General features: G+C 69.4%; 16 protein-coding genes. 6 read left to right on the plus strand and 10 right to left on the minus strand.

The window, feature by feature from the left end; translation table 11 throughout:
* Nucleotides 1–145 precede the first annotated feature (145 nt).
* From QH470_RS17770 to QH470_RS17780, 3 genes are all read right to left on the minus strand, one after another.
* Nucleotides 146–433 carry a hypothetical protein gene (locus QH470_RS17770; RefSeq protein WP_187688945.1) on the minus strand — a complete coding sequence of 96 codons (288 nt, stop codon included), beginning with the start codon at nt 431–433 and terminating at the stop codon, nt 146–148.
* Between the two features lie 266 nt (nt 434–699).
* A complete protein-coding gene (locus QH470_RS17775; protein WP_280273496.1) occupies nt 700–2,376 on the minus strand; it encodes a DUF885 domain-containing protein in 1,677 nt (558 codons plus the stop codon).
* 53 nt (nt 2,377–2,429) lie between these two features.
* A complete protein-coding gene (locus QH470_RS17780) occupies nt 2,430–3,335 on the minus strand; it encodes an NADP-dependent oxidoreductase (RefSeq protein ID WP_280273497.1) in 906 nt (301 codons plus the stop codon).
* 67 nt (nt 3,336–3,402) lie between these two features.
* Between QH470_RS17780 and QH470_RS17785 the strand changes: the two genes are divergently transcribed.
* Both QH470_RS17785 and QH470_RS17790 read left to right on the plus strand, forming a co-directional pair.
* Nucleotides 3,403–3,822, plus strand: coding sequence for a winged helix-turn-helix transcriptional regulator (locus QH470_RS17785; protein WP_280273498.1), 420 nt, complete (start codon nt 3,403–3,405; stop codon nt 3,820–3,822).
* Nucleotides 3,823–4,163: 341 nt separating this feature from the next.
* Nucleotides 4,164–5,366 carry a PucR family transcriptional regulator gene (locus QH470_RS17790; RefSeq protein ID WP_280273499.1) on the plus strand — a complete coding sequence of 401 codons (1,203 nt, stop codon included), beginning with the start codon at nt 4,164–4,166 and terminating at the stop codon, nt 5,364–5,366.
* On the opposite strand, the gene QH470_RS17795 is transcribed toward QH470_RS17790, so the two are convergent.
* From QH470_RS17795 to QH470_RS17815, 5 genes are all read right to left on the minus strand, one after another.
* Nucleotides 5,367–6,020, minus strand: coding sequence for a TetR/AcrR family transcriptional regulator (locus tag QH470_RS17795; RefSeq protein WP_280273500.1), 654 nt, complete (start codon nt 6,018–6,020; stop codon nt 5,367–5,369).
* Between the two features lie 267 nt (nt 6,021–6,287).
* A complete protein-coding gene (locus QH470_RS17800; protein WP_280273501.1) occupies nt 6,288–7,142 on the minus strand; it encodes an alpha/beta fold hydrolase in 855 nt (284 codons plus the stop codon).
* A gap of 192 nt (nt 7,143–7,334) precedes the next feature.
* On the minus strand, nt 7,335–8,834 hold the full coding sequence (locus QH470_RS17805; RefSeq protein WP_280273510.1) for an amino acid permease: 1,500 nt from the start codon (nt 8,832–8,834) through the stop codon (nt 7,335–7,337).
* Nucleotides 8,835–8,978: 144 nt separating this feature from the next.
* Entirely contained in the window at nt 8,979–10,058 is a 1,080-nt protein-coding gene (locus tag QH470_RS17810) for a phosphotransferase enzyme family protein (protein WP_280273502.1), read from the minus strand.
* On the minus strand, nt 10,051–11,415 hold the full coding sequence (locus QH470_RS17815) for a purine-cytosine permease family protein (protein ID WP_280273503.1): 1,365 nt from the start codon (nt 11,413–11,415) through the stop codon (nt 10,051–10,053). The genes QH470_RS17810 and QH470_RS17815 overlap by 8 nt, the downstream gene beginning before the upstream one ends.
* Nucleotides 11,416–11,526: 111 nt before the next feature.
* Here QH470_RS17815 and QH470_RS17820 point away from each other — a divergent pair, with 111 nt between their 5' ends.
* From QH470_RS17820 to QH470_RS17830, 3 genes are read left to right on the plus strand one after another with little or no spacing between them, the layout of a single operon-like run.
* Nucleotides 11,527–12,822, plus strand: coding sequence for a glycosyltransferase 87 family protein (locus QH470_RS17820; protein ID WP_280273504.1), 1,296 nt, complete (start codon nt 11,527–11,529; stop codon nt 12,820–12,822).
* 19 nt (nt 12,823–12,841) lie between these two features.
* Nucleotides 12,842–13,477, plus strand: coding sequence for a TetR/AcrR family transcriptional regulator (locus QH470_RS17825; RefSeq protein WP_280273505.1), 636 nt, complete (start codon nt 12,842–12,844; stop codon nt 13,475–13,477).
* A 4-nt stretch (nt 13,478–13,481) separates the two neighbouring features.
* Nucleotides 13,482–13,832, plus strand: coding sequence for a hypothetical protein (locus QH470_RS17830; RefSeq protein WP_280273506.1), 351 nt, complete (start codon nt 13,482–13,484; stop codon nt 13,830–13,832).
* 287 nt (nt 13,833–14,119) lie between these two features.
* On the opposite strand, the gene QH470_RS17835 is transcribed toward QH470_RS17830, so the two are convergent.
* Nucleotides 14,120–14,542 (minus strand): VOC family protein, encoded by a 423-nt coding sequence (locus QH470_RS17835; RefSeq protein WP_280273507.1) that lies wholly within the window; start codon nt 14,540–14,542, stop codon nt 14,120–14,122.
* A gap of 84 nt (nt 14,543–14,626) precedes the next feature.
* Here QH470_RS17835 and QH470_RS17840 point away from each other — a divergent pair, with 84 nt between their 5' ends.
* Nucleotides 14,627–15,607, plus strand: coding sequence for a helix-turn-helix transcriptional regulator (locus QH470_RS17840; RefSeq protein ID WP_280273508.1), 981 nt, complete (start codon nt 14,627–14,629; stop codon nt 15,605–15,607).
* On the opposite strand, the gene QH470_RS17845 is transcribed toward QH470_RS17840, so the two are convergent.
* On the minus strand, nt 15,579–16,167 hold a 589-nt coding region (locus QH470_RS17845; RefSeq protein ID WP_280273509.1), incomplete at its 5' end, for a DUF5753 domain-containing protein. The genes QH470_RS17840 and QH470_RS17845 overlap by 29 nt on opposite strands.

Genomic DNA, 16,167 nt, shown 5'->3' on the forward strand with positions numbered 1-16,167 from the left:
TAACCCCCGACGCCCGGAACCTCGCCCTGGGCATGGTCGCCGCTCAGCTGGCGGAGATCCAGCTGATGCGGGCCATGCTCGGCCTGGGCTGAGCGCACGCGTCAGGGGGTGTGCCGGACCTCGCCACACCCGCACGGGTACCGGATCAGCTGCCGATGACGGCGTTCATGATGGTGCCCGCGCTGGTCGCGACGCCACCACCGATCATGGCGCCCGCGATCATCTTCGGCGATTCCAGGGCACCGCCGCTCCACTTCTCCCAGGCGAACTTGCCACCGCCGTAGGTGACGGCCGTGACGCCGGACAGCAGAACGAACCAGGTGAAGTACCGGACCAATTTCATCAGCTTGTCGGCGGCCGGTGGGGTTTCCGGCGTCGGATTGCCGACCTGGGCTAACACCGTGCTGTACATATCGTGGGCGGCGAGAACCATGCTCACGTTCGTGTCCTCTCGGATGCTGAGGTGATGCCGGTGTGAAGCAGTCCGCCCGGATGACACGGTGGGCGGCGGGAGCATGCTGGTAGAACTCGTCGATCACCATCGATTGAACCGCATTTGCCGGCGCCGCCGGAAGCAGACACACCAGATCGCCGCACGTGATCATGCGACCGAAAACCCACGGCCCGTTAGAGGCCGATTATTCGGACACGAGGCACCAGGACACGCCCGTATGCCTGCACGCGGCCCGAAGCGAGGGGCTACAGCGTGGCGGCCAGTTCTCGCAACACCGGCAGGCTCACCGAGCCCGCGCCCAGTACGGCATCGTGGAACGCCCGGATGTCGAAGTCCGCCCCGAGCCGTTCGGTCGCCAGCGCCCGCTGCCGCCGGATCTCGAGCTGACCCACCTTGTAGGCGACGGCCTGGCCGGGGATGGCGATATAGCGGTCGACCTCGACGAGGATCTCCGACACCGCGACCGGCGCGTTGGCGGTCATGAAGTCGATCGCCCGCTGACGGCTCCAGCCCTTGGCGTGCAGACCGGTGTCGACCACCAGCCGGCACGAGCGCCAGGAGTCGGCGGCCAGCATGCCGACCCGCGCGAGATCGTCGTCGTACAAACCCATTTCGTCGGCGAGCCGCTCGGTATAGAGCGCCCAGCCCTCCACGAAGGCGGTATTGCTGAACGACTGCCGCTGGAAGCGCGGCAACCCGTCGAGTTCGTTGGCGATGGTGAGTTGCAGGTGGTGACCCGGTATGGCCTCGTGGAACGCCACCGCGGCGGTCTCGAATCGATTGCGGCCCTGCGCTTCGTGCAGATTGACGAAGTACGCCCCGGGCCGGGAACCGTCCGCGGCGGGCGGGAAGTAGTACGCGCCGGGCGCGTCCGCGGCCAGGAAATCCGGGACCGGTGCGATATCGCATCCTTCGCGCGGCAGCCGGCCGAACCAGCGCGGCATCTCGGCGGCCGCGGCGCTCAGGTACCGCTTCGCGTCGGCCAGGATCTCGGCGCCGTCGGTGTAGCGCAGCGTGGTGTCCGCCCGCAGCCGGGCGAAGATCGCGGCCTGCTCGGTGGTGCCGAACAGCCGCTCGCCCACCTCGGCGTACTCCTCGCGCAACCGCTCCAGCTCGGCCAGGCCCAACTCGTGGATCTCGTCGGCGCCCAGGTCGGGCAGGGTGGTGTGGTGACGGAGCAGGCGCCGGTAGATGTCCTCGCCGTCGGCGCCCAGCCAGCACAGACCCGGTTCGTCGTCGGGCCGGGCCGCGGGAAGCAGTTCGTCGGCGAGCATGTCGCGGTAGATCCGGAAGGCCGGACGGATCACGTCCCGGGCGACCTCCGACAGCGTTGCGCGCCAAGCGTTTTCCTCGTCCCACTCGGCGGGCCCGGGGAAGGTGACGAACGGGTCGGTCACGAGATCGGAGGCGAGGTAGCCGTCGAGTTGGTTGAGGGAGCGTTCGACGGTGATCCGGGCCGGCGTCCGACCGCCTTTCAGGCCCGCCCGGAATCGCTCGACCGCCTGGCCCAGCAGCGTGCCGAACTGCCGATGCCGCCGCACGAGCGCCCACGCGTGCTCCGGCCGCGGCGCGTTGACCTGCGGGGCCAGCGTCAGGATGCCGGCGTGCACGCCGTCCATCTGATCCGACGCCAGCTCCGCGGGCCGCCAGGACAGCCGGTCGATCCCCGACTCCAGCTCGTTCTGCAGCAGGCTGCGGGTGATGCGGTCCCGCGCGTCCAGCCGCGCCGGATCCAGTACCGACACCTCCCCCAGCATCCCCTGCCAGGCCGACAGCAGAAGTTGTTCGGCGGCTTCGGACAGGTCTTCGATGCGATCGTCGAAGCGCCTGTCCCCCAACAGGGTCGCGGAACTGGGCGACGATTCGAGCACGCTGTCCCAATACCGTTCGGCGAGATCGATCAGCTCCTCGTGCGCGTCCATGGCGACCATCATGCCGCGCGGGCGGGCTCCCGCAACGGCATTTCCGCGCCGGCTCAGTCGGCCGCCCAGGGCAGCAGCACGATCTTGCCGCGGACCCGCCCGGACTCGCTGAGCTTGTGCGCCTCCGCCACATCCGCCAGCGACAGCACTCGCTCGACCTCGACGTGCAGTTCGCCGCGCGCGGCCGAGCCGGCGATCTCGTGCAGTTCGGCGCCGGACGGTTCGACGTAGACGCGGACGTAGCGCGGATCCTGCTCGGCGTCCGAACCCTGCGTGTCGATATACCGGCCGTCGGGCCGCAGCACGCGCAGCGAGCGCGAGCCGTACTCACCGCCGATGAGATCGAGGACGACATCGACATCGCGCACCGCCTCGGCGAAATCGACGGCCGTGTAGTCGATCGGCTCGTCGACGCCGAGCCCGCGCAGGAATTCGTGATTGGCGGCGCGGGCGGTGCCGATCACGTAGGCGCCGCGTGCCTTGGCGAATTGCACTGCCAGATGGCCGACTCCACCGGCGGCGGCATGGATGAGCACGCGCTGCCCGGCCCGCAGCCCGGCGAGCGCCTGCCATCCGGTCAGCGCCGCCACCGGCAGGGCCGCGGCGTGCACGTGATCGAGTTCGGCGGGCTTGCGGGCCAGCGAATCCGCCGGTAGCGCAACGTATTCGGCGTAGGCCCCGGACCGGCTCAGCAGCATGCCGAACACCTCGTCGCCGAGATCGAACGCCGTCACCCCGGCACCGAGTTCGGCCACCGTGCCCGATACGTCGAAGCCGAGCGTGAAGGGCGGCTCGCCCACCCGCATCACCTCGCCGGACCGGAGCTTCCAGTCCGCCGGGTTCACCGAGGTGGCGGCCACGCGCACCAGCACCTCGCCCGGCTGCGGCGCCGGGCGAGGCAGGTCCGCGGTCTCCAGCACGTCGGGGCCGCCGAATGTCTTCTGAGTAATCGCTCGCATGATCTCGATTCTGTTGTGCCGTAGTATCCGTTGGGAAGAAGGCACTATTTCGATACCGAGGTACCCGATGGATACCATGTGTGACTGGGATGCCGACCCGGACGGCCTGGTGGGCAGCTATCTGCACCGGTGCCCCGCGCGCGAGATCCTCGCCGTGCTGGCGGACAAGTGGGTGCTGCTGGTGCTGGGCGTGCTGCGAGCCGAGGGAGGTCCCGTCCGGTTCAACGATCTGCGCCGCCGCCTGGACGGCATCACGCAGAAGATGCTCACCCAGACGCTGCGCACCCTGGAGCGCGAGGGTCTGGTCCGCCGCTCGGTGTATCCGACCGTGCCGCCGCGCGTGGAGTACGCGCTGACCGAACTGGGCGCGAGCCTGGGCCGGGTCACCCACCTGCTGGGCGACTGGACCGTCGAGCACAAGGACGAGATCCTCGCCGCCCGAGAGCAATTCGACGAACGCCAGGCCGCGGCGCCGGCTCCCCTGTGAACCGTGGCGCGGATCGGACACGCGGTCGCACGACGACCCCCGCCGTGCAACCGCGGCGGGCGGAATTGGCATGTTTTAAGCGCATCCAGCTACCGTTCGCGCCGCATCGGGGAACCCGCGAGCACCGACTCGCGCGGCTCGAACGGCTCTGCGCCGCTGGCCGCGGCACGCACAGCGCACGGGTGACGCCCCATACTCGAGATCGTCCGCGAATAGCCGAAAGTGTGCGGGCGCGCGGCACTTTCGAGACGGGAAGTTGCGCCGGCCGGGGTGCCGTCGCTAGGGTTGGCCGCCAATAGGAACGTTATAGTTCCTTGAATAACCCCAGCGCGGAGCCCTGCATGAGCGGACGCACACCTCACGATCTCCGGAGCCTGTCCCGGCAACTGGTCGGCCACTTCGCCACTCATGTGGCGACCTGCGCCACCCTGCCCGGCGACGCCCTGCACGGTGACATCACCACCGTCACCCGGGTCTGCCTGGAACTGACGATCGACCTGCTCGAGGGCCGCGACCCCGCCGACAAGGTCGAGCGGTTGCAGCGCGCCGCGGCGGACTGGGCCCGCGAGGGCATTCCGATCGACACCGTGCACCACGCGGTGCACGAGGGATTCCGGCTGTCGTTCGATCTCCTGCTGAATCGCACCGATCCCACCGACCGGCCCGAGAACCCCGCGCAGCTTCTGCTACGCACCCTCGACACCATCACTCCCGCGGTCGCGCTGGCCTACGTGCGCGAGCATCAGGCGGCGGTCACCGAACACCACACGGCGGTGCACACCCTCGTCTCGGCGCTGCTCGCCGGGCACCCGACCTCCACCATGGCCCGGGAGAGTGGCATCGAGATCGCCGCGGCGTACGCCATCCTCGCGGTGCACGTACCGCGCCATCGCGACGAATCGCACCCCGGTGTCGATCCGAAGGTGGTCGCGCGCCGCAAACTTCGCCGACTACAGGCGGAGCTCGGCGCCCGCTGCGGCGGCCGGGCGCTGTCGCTGCTCAGCGTGGACGGCGGCACCCTGCTGATCCCCGAGGATATGGCCGCCGCGGACACCGTCACCTCCGGCGGGCTCGACGAGCTGGTGCTCGGATTGTCCACCGCGGCACAGGTACCCGTCACGGCCACCGTGATCACCGCTGCGACCCAACAGATTCCGGACGCCGCGGACCGGGCGCACGAACTGCTCGACATGGTGCTGCGCCTGGACAGCTCGCCCGGCCTGTACCGGTTCGCCGATCTGGCCATGGAGTATCAGCTCACCCGCCCCGGTCCCGGACTGGACCGGCTCGGCGCGCTGCTCGATCCGCTGGACGCCTATCCCGACCTGCTCGACACGCTGCGGCGGCATCTGGCGACGGGCCTGTCCCGCCAGCGCACGGCCCGCCAGCTGCAGGTGCACACCAATACCGTCGACTACCGGCTCAAACGGATCGGCCAGCTCACCGGCCTGGACCCGGCGCAGCCCAGCGGCCTGTGGTACCTGCGGGCCGCTCTCATCGCGCGGACCTATCGAGATGCCGTGCCCGGCAACGGGGTTCACTGATCAATACCGCTCCCCGCACAGTGCCAGCGCGGTGCGGGCGAACAACGGCGCCAGCTCGGGCAGCGCCGCCGCGCCGCGCTCGTACAGGCAGGCGCGAATGCGATCGTCGATGCCGCCGAGCAGCATGTCGATCAGTTCCCGATCCGGTTCCGCGGCCAATTCCCCACGGGTGACACCCAATCGGGCGACATCGGCCAGATAGTCGGCGAACAGCCGATGCACCCGCGCCCGATGCGCCACCAGCGGCGCGCCCGCCACCAGCGTCTCCACATAGAGCGCACGCGCCGCGGCGGGCTGGCCGGCCAGCACCGACAGGTAGATCTCGAACAGCGTGCGCACGCGCTCGTGGAAATTGACCGGATCCGCGGCGTCCACCGCCTCGCGCAACCGGCGCAACCCCAGCTCGACGCCGTAATCGTAAGCGGCGGCGAAGCATTCGTCCTTACCTGCGAACATTGCGTAGAAGGTGCGCCGCGCCACCTGCGCCCGGGACACGATGTCGGCGACGGTGGTCGCGGAGTAACCGAGTTCGCCGACGGCCACCAGCGCCGCCCCGCACAGTCTCCGGTGCTGCGAGGACTGCACCTCCGCCCGGGACAGGCGGTGCCGGCCGCGGGGTAACGGACCGTTCCGGCCCTCGGTCTGCGCACTCATGCAAACAGAATATTGAGCCGGAGCCGAACGCACGCGACCGGCGCAGAACCGAACGGACCGTACTTTCGCCGGAGTCGCTACATGGTGACTGCGCACCAGCGGCTTCGGCGCCACACGCGACCCCGGCGAGCAGGCGAACGAGCGGGCGACCGCCCGGTGCCCGGCCAGCAACCCCGGCGGCCAGACCACCGCGCCGAGTGCCGAAGTTCACAACCATTCCTGTCCGGCTACCGTCGCCCCGGACACCTGCCGCGTCCGGCGGCGGGATCAATCGACCTCGCCCAGTAGGAAATTCGTGATCGGCTCGCCCTGCGGCGGGATGAGGTGACCGACATCGGGTAGCAGGTGCAGTTCGGCGCGAGTGTGTTCGCGCAGCCGCTGGTAGGTCTGCACCGAATCGAGCAGGGCGTCCCGGGCGCCGACCACCGCCAGCAATCCAGCCTCGATCCCGGCCAGCTGGTCGCCGGTGAAGATCGGCAGTGTGTCGGTGCGCGGGCGAAAATGTCTGGTGATGGTCGCGGTGTCGGCCACCAGGCGGTCGGCGTCGGGCACGCCGCGCAGTCCGGCGCCCAGCACGTAGCGGGCCAGCGCGCGGCGGCCCGGATCGCCGCCGAGCGACAACAGCAGCGCCGGAACCACGAAAGCCCATCGCTGACGCCCGATTCCGCTCGGATTCAACAGGGCCATCCGGGTGATCCGGCCCGGCCGGCGCACCGCGTGGTCGAGCGCGATCCAGCCGCCCAGCGACGCCGCCAGCACGGCCGCCTCCCCGACCTCGCAGCGGTCCAGCACGGCGTCCAGCCAGGCCGCGTACCGGTCGGACTCCAACGGCGGACGGATCGGGGCGCTCAACCCGGGTTCGCCGATGATGTCCACGGCCAGCACGCGAAACCGGCTGGCGAGCACCGTCATCGAGGACAACCAGGCGGTGGAGTTCGTCGACGAGCCGTGCAGCAGCACCAGTGCCGGCGCGGACGGAGATCCCGCGGCGAGCACGAAGGTCTCCCCGCCGGGGACCGGCACGCGGCGCTGTTCCAGCGGAATCGGCGCATGCGCCAATCGTTCTCGGTAAAGCTCGGTCAGTATTCGGTGGCCCGCGGCACTGCGGTAGATATCGATCACGGTGCCGGGGCGGTATGACCCGCCCCCATCAGCGGTCCGTTCATGCCCCGGATTCTCCCAGCCGAAGCCCTTCGGGGCGGCGGCTTTCCGGTCTCGATGACCGACCGTTTCGATGGCAAACACTCAGGAATCGGGACGGGGAATCACCCGGCGACCCATTCGCCAGTGGATTGCCCCATCCCGATTCCGTGGCTATTTCACGCCGGTGCGCAGTACCGAATGCCGTACGCCGTAGGTGAAATACACCGCCAGGCCGATCACCATCCAGATCAGGAACCGCAGCCAGGTCTCCACCGACAGGTTCAGCATCAGCCACAGACACGCCAGCACGCCGAGAATCGGCACCAGCGGCACCAGCGGCACCCGGAACCCGCGCGGCAGATCCGGCCGCGTCCGGCGCAGGATCAGCACGCCGATAGACACCAGCACGAACGCGAACAGCGTGCCGATATTGACCATTTCCTCGAGCGTGCCGAACTCCACGAACCCGGCCAGCACCGCGCAGACCACACCGACGATGACGGTGATCCGCACCGGAGTGTTGCGCTTTCCGGTCTGGGCCAGCGAACGCGGCAGCAGCCCGTCGCGCGACATGGCGAACAGCACCCGGGTCTGACCCAGGAACATCACCATGACCACGGTCGTCAGGCCCGCCAGCGCACCGATGGAGATGATGTTCTTGGCCCAGGTCGCCCCGTGCAGCGCGAACGCCGTCGCGAGGGTGGCGTCCTTACCGGCCAGATCGGTGTAGGGCACCATGCCGGTCAGCACCAGCGACACCACCACGTACAGCACCGTGACGATCAGCAGCGATCCGAAGATGCCGCGCGGCACGTTGCGCTGCGGGTTCTTGGTCTCCTCGGCGGTCGTGGCGACCACGTCGAACCCGATGAACGCGAAGAACACCAGACTCGCCGCGGCCAGCAACCCGTACCAGCCGAAGGTGCTGTTGCCCGCGCCGGTCAGCCACGAGAACAGCGACTGATGCACGCCGCTACCGGCGTCGCTCGGCTTCGACGGCGGAACGAACGGCTTCAGATTCGACGCCTTGAAATAGGTGAGGCCGACGACCACCACCAGCGCGATCACCGCCAATTTGATCGCGACCGCCACCGCCGACACCCGCGACGACACCTTGGTGCCGATCACCAGCAGCACGCCCAGCGCCGCGATCAGCAGCACCGCACCCCAGTCGAAGCTCACCGAGCCGAAGTGCACGATCGGCGGGCGCGAACCCATCACCTCGCCGAGATATTGCGACCAGCCCTTCGCCACCACCGACGCGGCCAGCGCGAATTCCAGAATCAGGTCCCAGCCGATGATCCAGGCGGCGAATTCGCCGAACGTGGCATAGGAAAAGGTGTACGCACTGCCCGCCACCGGCACCGTGGACGCGAATTCCGCGTAGCACAGCGCGGTGAGCCCGCAGGCGATCGCGGCGAAGACGAATGCCAGCGAGACCGAAGGCCCGGCGACATTGCCGGCGGTTCGCGCGGTCAGGGTGAAAATACCGGCGCCGACCACCACGGCGACGCCGAAGATGGTGAGATCCCAGGCCGTTAGGTCGCGGCGCAGTTTCGCGTCCGGTTCATCGGTATCGCGGATGGATTGCTCGACACTTTTGGTGCGCAGCAATCCACCCCACCAGCCGACCGACGAGCTGTCGGTGGCCTGCTGTTCTGGCTCCGGTATAGCCAAGTCCTTCTCCTCCGTCCACGACATCACACCGGACATCGCGCTTTTCAGACGTGCCGGCAGAATTTAACAGCCGGATGGTGTGATCTGCGTCTCGGGTTGCTGACTTGATGCCAACCTGATGCGCGTGGCGCGCCCGGGTCAGCCGCACAGCTGCGACAACACTGCGAGGAAGTCCCGGCCCGCCGGGGTGAACGCCCAGCGGGTGTGGCCGAAAAGGTAGTCGCGGTAAGCGATCTCGGCATTCTCGCGATTCGGCTCGGGCAGCACCGTGAGGAAGTAGTCGATCTCGGACAGCTCGTACTCGACATGTACCAGCGGGAACAGCGCCGGCAGCGCCCGGCGCTCGGCGGCGTCGAGCGGCCGCACCTCACGATAGGCGGCCAGGAAGGCGGCGAGCTGGTCGGTGTGTATCCGCGCGGGCTCGCCCGCGCGCAGCGCGAGCCAGTCCACGGCGAACCGTTCGATCGCGGTGGCCAGGTCGAATACGGCGGCCGTCCGGTTGGCGAGGCCGAAATCGATGACCGCCGTGATCTCGTCCCCGTCCCACAGCAGGTTGGTGCCGTGCCAGTCGTTGTGGGTCCACAGCGGGGGCAGGCCGGAGAGGTCCACGCACAGCGAGTTACCGCCCGCCGCCCGGCGCAGGGACTCCACCTCCGCCCGCCAGCCGCACTGCTCGAGAAACGCCCCGACCGCGGGGCGCGCGGCCGCGCGTCGGGCGACGGACTCGGCGAAGTCGGTGCACAACCCGGCCAGCAGCGGCCGCGGCGGCCGGGCCGGTGCGTCGTAGCCCGCCGCGGCCAGGTGCGTCCGGGCGAGCAGCCCGCCCGCGGCGGCCGCGTGCGCCACCGACAGATACGGCGACCACGAGAAGGCGTCGCGGTAGCTGTCCTCGCCCGCACCGACGGACTGGATCTCGTAGGTGAACTCGCCACGTGAAAAGAACTGCCGCACCGCCGGAATCCGAATCCCCTGAGACCGCAGGTGCGCCGCGAACGCATGCTCCTCGGCCAGCGCCGCCGTGTCGCGCAGCGCCCTGGGCAGTCGTTTCACGACGACGCGCGTGCCGTCCGGCCGCCGCACCCGCGCCGTGGCCGAGAGTGGTCGCGGGCTGCGCCATTCGATGGCGGCCGCGCCGCCGAGTTCGGCGAGTTCCAGTGGCGGCCAATCGGGTTCGGCCACGGGGTGCTCGCCCATGCCGAACACCCGGTCGTCAGCCACGGGCGTGCCCGGCGAACCGCCGTTCGAGCACCACCAGCAATCCCGTGGCCAGCCCCGCGGCCAGGAACGAGAACAGCGACGCCGACGACCACCAGCTCGGGTGCACGCCGATCGCGTTCTGCACATCGGTCCACAGCCGCGCCCACCACGCCACCGAACCGGGATTGAACACCTGATACACGGCGAATCCCAGCAACCACGGCAGCAGCATGAGCGGCCGCGCCGGAGCCCGGTCCGATAGATCCCAGCCGTGCGCGCCCGAACCGGATCTGCCGCGCCCCCAGCAGAAGTCGACCACCAGCACCGCGCACAACGGCACGAACACCGAACCGATCAGCAGCAGGAAATTGGCGAAGCCGGTGAAGTCGCGCACGCCCAGCGCCAGCACCGTCGCCAGCACGCCCACCACCGCGGCCAGGATGCGGCGGTCCACCCGCGGCAGCAGATTCTGCAGCGACATCGCGGTCGAATACACGTTGGCGAAGGACTGATCGGATTCGCGCAGCACCAGCACCGCGAAGAACACCCAGCCCGCCGCGACGCCGAGAAAGGTGTCGAAGATCCGGTCCGGGTCGCCGCCGACTTGGATCAGCGCCACCACGCCCAGCAGATAGCACCAGATCTGCGCGATCGAGTAGCCGAACAGCGTGGCCCCGGAGGCGGCGCGCGCGGAATGCGCGTGCCGGGTGTAGTCGGCGGCCAGTGGCACGAACGACACCGCGACCGCGAGCGCCGTGTCCACGCCGGGGAAGAACCCGCTCCACGAGGTGCCGGAAACGTGCGGCAGCGGGTGCCGCAGCAGTTGCACGGTGAAATAGAGCATCGAGATCGCGACCGCCACGGTGACGTACTTGCGCAGGATGTGCAGCACGCTCAGCGGCCAGATCGCCATCGCCGTGCACAGCGCGCCCGCGGCGACGACCACGACGCCATGGTCCACGCGGTCGTGGGTCAATACCCGGACGCCGCCGGAGATCACCGTCAACTCGAACACGCCCCAGCCGACGCACTGCACGATGTTGGCCACCGTGGGCAGATACGACAGCCGCGTCCCGAACAGGCCGCGGAAGTTGGCCATGGCCGGTGCGCCGGTCCGCGCGCCGACCGCACCGGCCGCCGCGACCAGGCCGGTGCCGATCAGCGTGCCGAGCACCGTGGCCAGCAACGCGCCCGCGATCGGCAGCTGCGGATGGCCTTCGGGTTGCAGGACATAGACGGCCCCGGTGAATCCGATGAGACTCACCCCGAGGTTGGCCCAGAAAGCGGTCTGGTCCCAGAACGACAGGCTGCGCGCCGGCTCGGTGGTCAGCACGAGGGGAGCCTCGGCGGAACGCCGTCGGGCACGGATGATCGTCATAGCGGCTCTCATGCTACGGACCGGACAGCAAATGTCCGGCGGGAGCGGCGCGGGCGGGCAGTCGGACCCGTGCGCGCACCGGGCACCGGCTTGCCGGTAACCTCTGGCCGGATGGTTAGTGTCTCCACTCCCCTGCAGCCGGACGCCGCGACTCGACGCTTCGGGCGAAGAGTGTGGCTGGTTCCGGCCGCACTGATCGCCGCCGCCGCCGTGTGGCTACGGCTGCCGACCTGGCCGCTCGAGCCGATCAGCGGGGAATTCATCGATCTGCAGGTGTACCGGCTCGGAGTCCAGGCATGGTGGCACGGCGCCGATATGTACGGGACGCTGCCGAAGACGACCCTGGGCGTGGGGCTCCCGTTCATCTATCCGCCGTTCGCGGCGCTGGCGCTGAGTCCGTTCGCGATGCTGCCCCTGCACGGCTCCGCGATCGCCTTCTTCCTGGTCTCCACCGCGGCGCTGGCGGTGACGCTCTACCTGGTGGCACGGCGGTACTGGGACGGCAGCACCGAGATGGTGCTGTGGGCCACCGCCTGCGCGGTGCCGCTGGGCCTGCTGCTGGAGCCGGTGCACGCGACGCTGGACTTCGGCCAGGTGAACCTGATCCTGATGGTGCTGGTGGTCGCCGACTGCCTGACCGCGCGCCCGAAGTGGAAGCGCGGCATGCTGATCGGCCTGGCCGCGGCCATCAAGCTGACCCCGGCGGCGTTCGTCCTCTACTTCCTGGTGCGTCGCGACTATCGGGCGGCGGCGACCGCGGCGGTCACCGGGGCCGTGGCGAGCGCTCTCGCCTATGTGGTCATGCCCGGGGAGTCCACTCGGTACTGGTTCGGCGGCATGGGGAACGTGTCGGGGCTGAGCGGATCGGCATTCCACACCAACCAGTCCATCCAGGGCGTGCTGTCCCGCCTGCAGGTGCCCAAGCCGGAGTTCACCCTGATCTGGCTGGTGCTGGCGGTGGCGCTGCTGGCGCTGGTCGCGACGGCGATGCGGCAGGCCGCGGACACCCCGGCGCTGGCGCTGTCCTTCAATGCGGTCTTCACGCTGCTGGTCTCGCCGATCTCCTGGTCTCATCACTGGGTGTGGATCGCGCCGGGGCTGCTGGCCGCGCTCGGGGCGGCGAATCGGCTGCCGCGGCGACAGGCCCGGCTCTGGTACGCCGTCGTGACCGCCACGGCGGTCGTGTTCGTCATCGGCCCGCAGAACTGGGAGCCCGGCGACAACAACCGCGAATTCGACTGGACGCCTTGGCAACACGTGATCGGCAACACGTACGTGTGGTTGAGCGTGCTGCTGGTGGCGGTGTATGTGCTGGCGGGGCCGAAGCCTGCCACCCGCGATCGGCTGGTGCCGGAGTCGCTGCGCGGGCTGCGGACCCGCGCGGGAGCCAAGACCGAGACCGCCTGACTGCCGTACGATCGGTCGTATGCATTCCCCCGAGTCCGAGATCTCCGATCGGCGCCTGCTGCGCGGTGCCCGGTCGCGGCAGACCGTGACCCGGCATGCCGTCGACATCGCCTCGCTCGATGGTCTGGACGGGCTGAGTTTCGGCCGGCTGGCCGATGACCTCGGCATCAGCAAGGCGGGCATCCAGACGTTGTTCCGCACCAAGGAGAAGTTGCAACTGGCCACCGTGGCCGCGGCGGGCGCGCTCTTCGCCGAGCGGGTGATCGAGCCCGCGGCCGCCGCCGCGCGGGGTGCGGCGCGGTTGCGGGCACTGGTCGACAACTGGCTGGCCTACGCCACCGAGCCGGTCTTTCCCGGCGGCTGCTTCTGGAGCGCCAACCTGCCCGAATTCGACAGCCGCCCCGGCCCGGTCCGGGACGCGCTGGCCCGGCAACATCGGGACTGGCTCGCACTGCTCGCCCGCGAGGCCGGTAGGGCCACCGCCGCGGGGGACCTCCGCGACGCGGATCCCGAGTTGCTCGCCTTTCAGCTCGCGGCCGTGCTGACCGCGGCCAATACCGCCCTACGACTGGGTGATTCGCACGGCATCGAGACGGCGCACCGCGTGCTGGACGGCCTACTCGCCCACGGAACATCCCGATCCGCCCTACACTGAGCGCGTGTTCGATCGACGGCTGCTCGCCCTGCCCATGTTCGCCCTGGTGATCCCGCTGAGCGTGGCCGCCTGCACCACGGAGGGCGCCGGCACCAAGACCGAGTGCGGCGTCAGCGGGTGCACCGTCACCTTCGATCGCGGCGTGAACGCGAAGGCGAGCATCCTCGGCGTGGAAGCGGAACTGCTTGCGGTGAACGGCAATACCGTCACCCTGAAGGTGGCCGGGCAGCAGGTGGATGTTCCGGTCGGCGAGACCAGGCCCGCCGACGGTTTCGACATCACGGTCCAGGAGGTCAACGCGGACAATGTCGTGGTGCGCCTGAACAGCGGCCTGCAGTCCGGAAACCCGTCCTAGCACCGGTACACGCAGAACGGCCCGGCCTCGAAAGGCCGGGCCGCCTGACACCACGATTCATCGGGCCGTGTGCACGAACCAGCCCGGTACGCGGTGTACTCGGCGGGTCCTCACCAACCGCCGAGCAGGCCTTGATTCTGGATCGCCAGCGACTGCGCGTTGTCGGCGCCCACAAACGGCAACAGGGCCAGGAAAACTAACATCGACATCGAAAAAGCTCCTACATGTTCGCGTCGGTTCCGACGGGGTCTACGGTCTCAGAATTACCCGTATCCCCGCACGGCGAATCACCGATTAGGCCCCGGCGCATTCGCGCCGCGGATCTCGGCGCGCATGTCCAGGTAGTGCTGGTTGTACATGACGCCGAGGATGTTGCCGAAGGGGTCGACCACGGACGCGGTCACGAAGCCCGGACCGTGCTCACGCGGGGCCTCGTACTCCTTCGCGCCCAGGGACAGCAGCCGTTCGAATTCGGCGGGCAGGTCGTCGACGTGCCAGTGCAGGATCTCGCCGCCCGGCTGCGCGGGCGTCCCCGGCGGGCGGAAGCGACCGTCGATGAGGCCGAACTCCTGTGAGTAGTCGCCGACTCGGAATTCGACGTAGCCGGGCACGTGGTAATAGGCCTTCATGCCGAAGACCTCGCCGTACCACCGCTCGGCCGCGTCCAGATCGTCGGCGTAGAACGCGACATGGGCCATTCCTCGCAACATCGGTTTCTCCTTCGTTGTGTTGTGACTCCATCCTCGATGGCAAAGTGCTCACCGAATGAGCACTTTTCCGGGCAGAATTTCCGCATGCGTGCCGATCGACTCGTGGCGACCTTGTTGCTGATGCAGGACCGGGGGCGGGTGACCGCCTCCGAGGTGGCCGCGGAGCTGGAGGTGTCGGTCGCCACCGCGCGACGCGACCTGGAGGCGCTGTCCGCGGCGGGCGTCCCGGTATACCCGCAGCCCGGCCGCGGCGGGGGCTGGCAGTTGATCGGCGGCGCCCGCACCAACCTCAGCGGGTTGACCGCCTCGGAGGCACAGGCCCTGTTCCTACTCCTCGGACCGGCGGCGACCGCAGCGCCGGGCGTACGCTCGGCGCTGCGAAAACTGTTGCGCGCCTTGCCCGAGACGTTCCGGACCGAGGCCCGGGCCGCCGCCGACGCGGTGGTGGTGGACCCGGTCGGCTGGGGCGGGCGGGAAGCCGCCGCCCCGGAACTGGTCGGCTGGTTACAGCAGGCGGTGGTGCGCCGCGGCCGGATCGAGCTGGTCTACGAGCGCCGCGGCGAACGCTCGCGACGTCAGGTGGATCCGTGGGGGCTGGTCGACAAGGACGGCATCTGGTATCTGGTCGCCGGCACCGACCGCGGGCGGCGGACCTTCCGCGTCGACCGCATCGTCGCCGCCGAGCCGACCGGCGAAACCTTCGATATCCCAACAGATTTCGCGCTGTCCACGGCGTGGGAGGAGGTGGTCGGCGAGGTCGAGCAGCAGCGCGCGGCCACCTCGGCGACCGTGCTGATCTCCGCGGAGCTGGCGCCCATACTGCTCCACCAGCAGGGCAGGCACTGCGTGGTCGACGGATCGGTGGACGACGGTCGCACGCGGGTCCGCGTCACCGCGCCGACGCCATTGATGATCGCCCAGCAGCTGGCGGGATGGGGTGCGGCGATCGAAGTCACCGGCCCACCGGCGGTGCGCGCCGAACTCGCCCGATTGGGGACGGAGCTGGTCGAACGTTATCGCGATGCGCGCGGCGCGGTCACAGCCGCGCGGCGGCGGCCTTCATGAGCTGCCGCGACTTCTCCGGCGGGTCGGCCTGGATGCTCAGCCGGTCCATGACGCGGCGGTACAGGTCCAAGTCCTTTGAGCTGTCCAGATACAGTGCGCTGGTCAGTTGCTCGATATAGACGATGTCGGGCAGTTCCTGCTCGGCGAAGCGGAGAACGGCGAACGAACTGCCCACGGCCGCATGGCCGCCCGCGGCGTACGGCAGCACCTGAAGCGTCACGTTGGGCCGTTCGGACATCTCGACCAGGTGCTCCAGCTGCTCGCGCAGCACGGCGTTGCCGCCGACCGGGCGATGCAGCACGGTCTCGTCCACGATGGCCCACAGGGTCGGTGCGCCCGGCCGGTCGAGGACCTCCTGGCGGCGCAGGCGAAGCTCGACGCGGCGGGCGGCTTCGCCCTCCTCGTGACCGAGTTCGACGACGGCGCGGGTGTAGGCCTCGGTCTGCAGCAGGCCCGGAACCAGTTGCGCCTCAAAGGTTCTGATGGAGTGCGCGGCGTGCTCGAGGCCGATGTAGGTCTCGAACCATTGCGGTAGCAGGTCGCTGTAGCGGTGCCACCAG

The sequence above is a fragment of the Nocardia wallacei genome, from assembly GCF_029868745.1.
GTDB lineage: Bacteria > Actinomycetota > Actinomycetes > Mycobacteriales > Mycobacteriaceae > Nocardia > Nocardia wallacei_B.

Coding starts and splice junctions, on each gene's coding strand:
- QH470_RS17825 (WP_280273505.1), top strand. CDS start 12,842: ATGCATTCCCCCGAGTCCGAGATCTCCGATCGGCGCCTGCTGCGCGGT.
- QH470_RS17775 (WP_280273496.1), bottom strand. CDS start 2,376: ATGGACGCGCACGAGGAGCTGATCGATCTCGCCGAACGGTATTGGGAC.
- QH470_RS17795 (WP_280273500.1), bottom strand. CDS start 6,020: ATGAGTGCGCAGACCGAGGGCCGGAACGGTCCGTTACCCCGCGGCCGG.
- QH470_RS17770 (WP_187688945.1), bottom strand. CDS start 433: ATGGTTCTCGCCGCCCACGATATGTACAGCACGGTGTTAGCCCAGGTC.
- QH470_RS17835 (WP_280273507.1), bottom strand. CDS start 14,542: ATGTTGCGAGGAATGGCCCATGTCGCGTTCTACGCCGACGATCTGGAC.
- QH470_RS17840 (WP_280273508.1), top strand. CDS start 14,627: ATGCGTGCCGATCGACTCGTGGCGACCTTGTTGCTGATGCAGGACCGG.
- QH470_RS17780 (WP_280273497.1), bottom strand. CDS start 3,335: ATGCGAGCGATTACTCAGAAGACATTCGGCGGCCCCGACGTGCTGGAG.
- QH470_RS17815 (WP_280273503.1), bottom strand. CDS start 11,415: ATGACGATCATCCGTGCCCGACGGCGTTCCGCCGAGGCTCCCCTCGTG.
- QH470_RS17820 (WP_280273504.1), top strand. CDS start 11,527: ATGGTTAGTGTCTCCACTCCCCTGCAGCCGGACGCCGCGACTCGACGC.
- QH470_RS17790 (WP_280273499.1), top strand. CDS start 4,164: ATGAGCGGACGCACACCTCACGATCTCCGGAGCCTGTCCCGGCAACTG.
- QH470_RS17785 (WP_280273498.1), top strand. CDS start 3,403: ATGGATACCATGTGTGACTGGGATGCCGACCCGGACGGCCTGGTGGGC.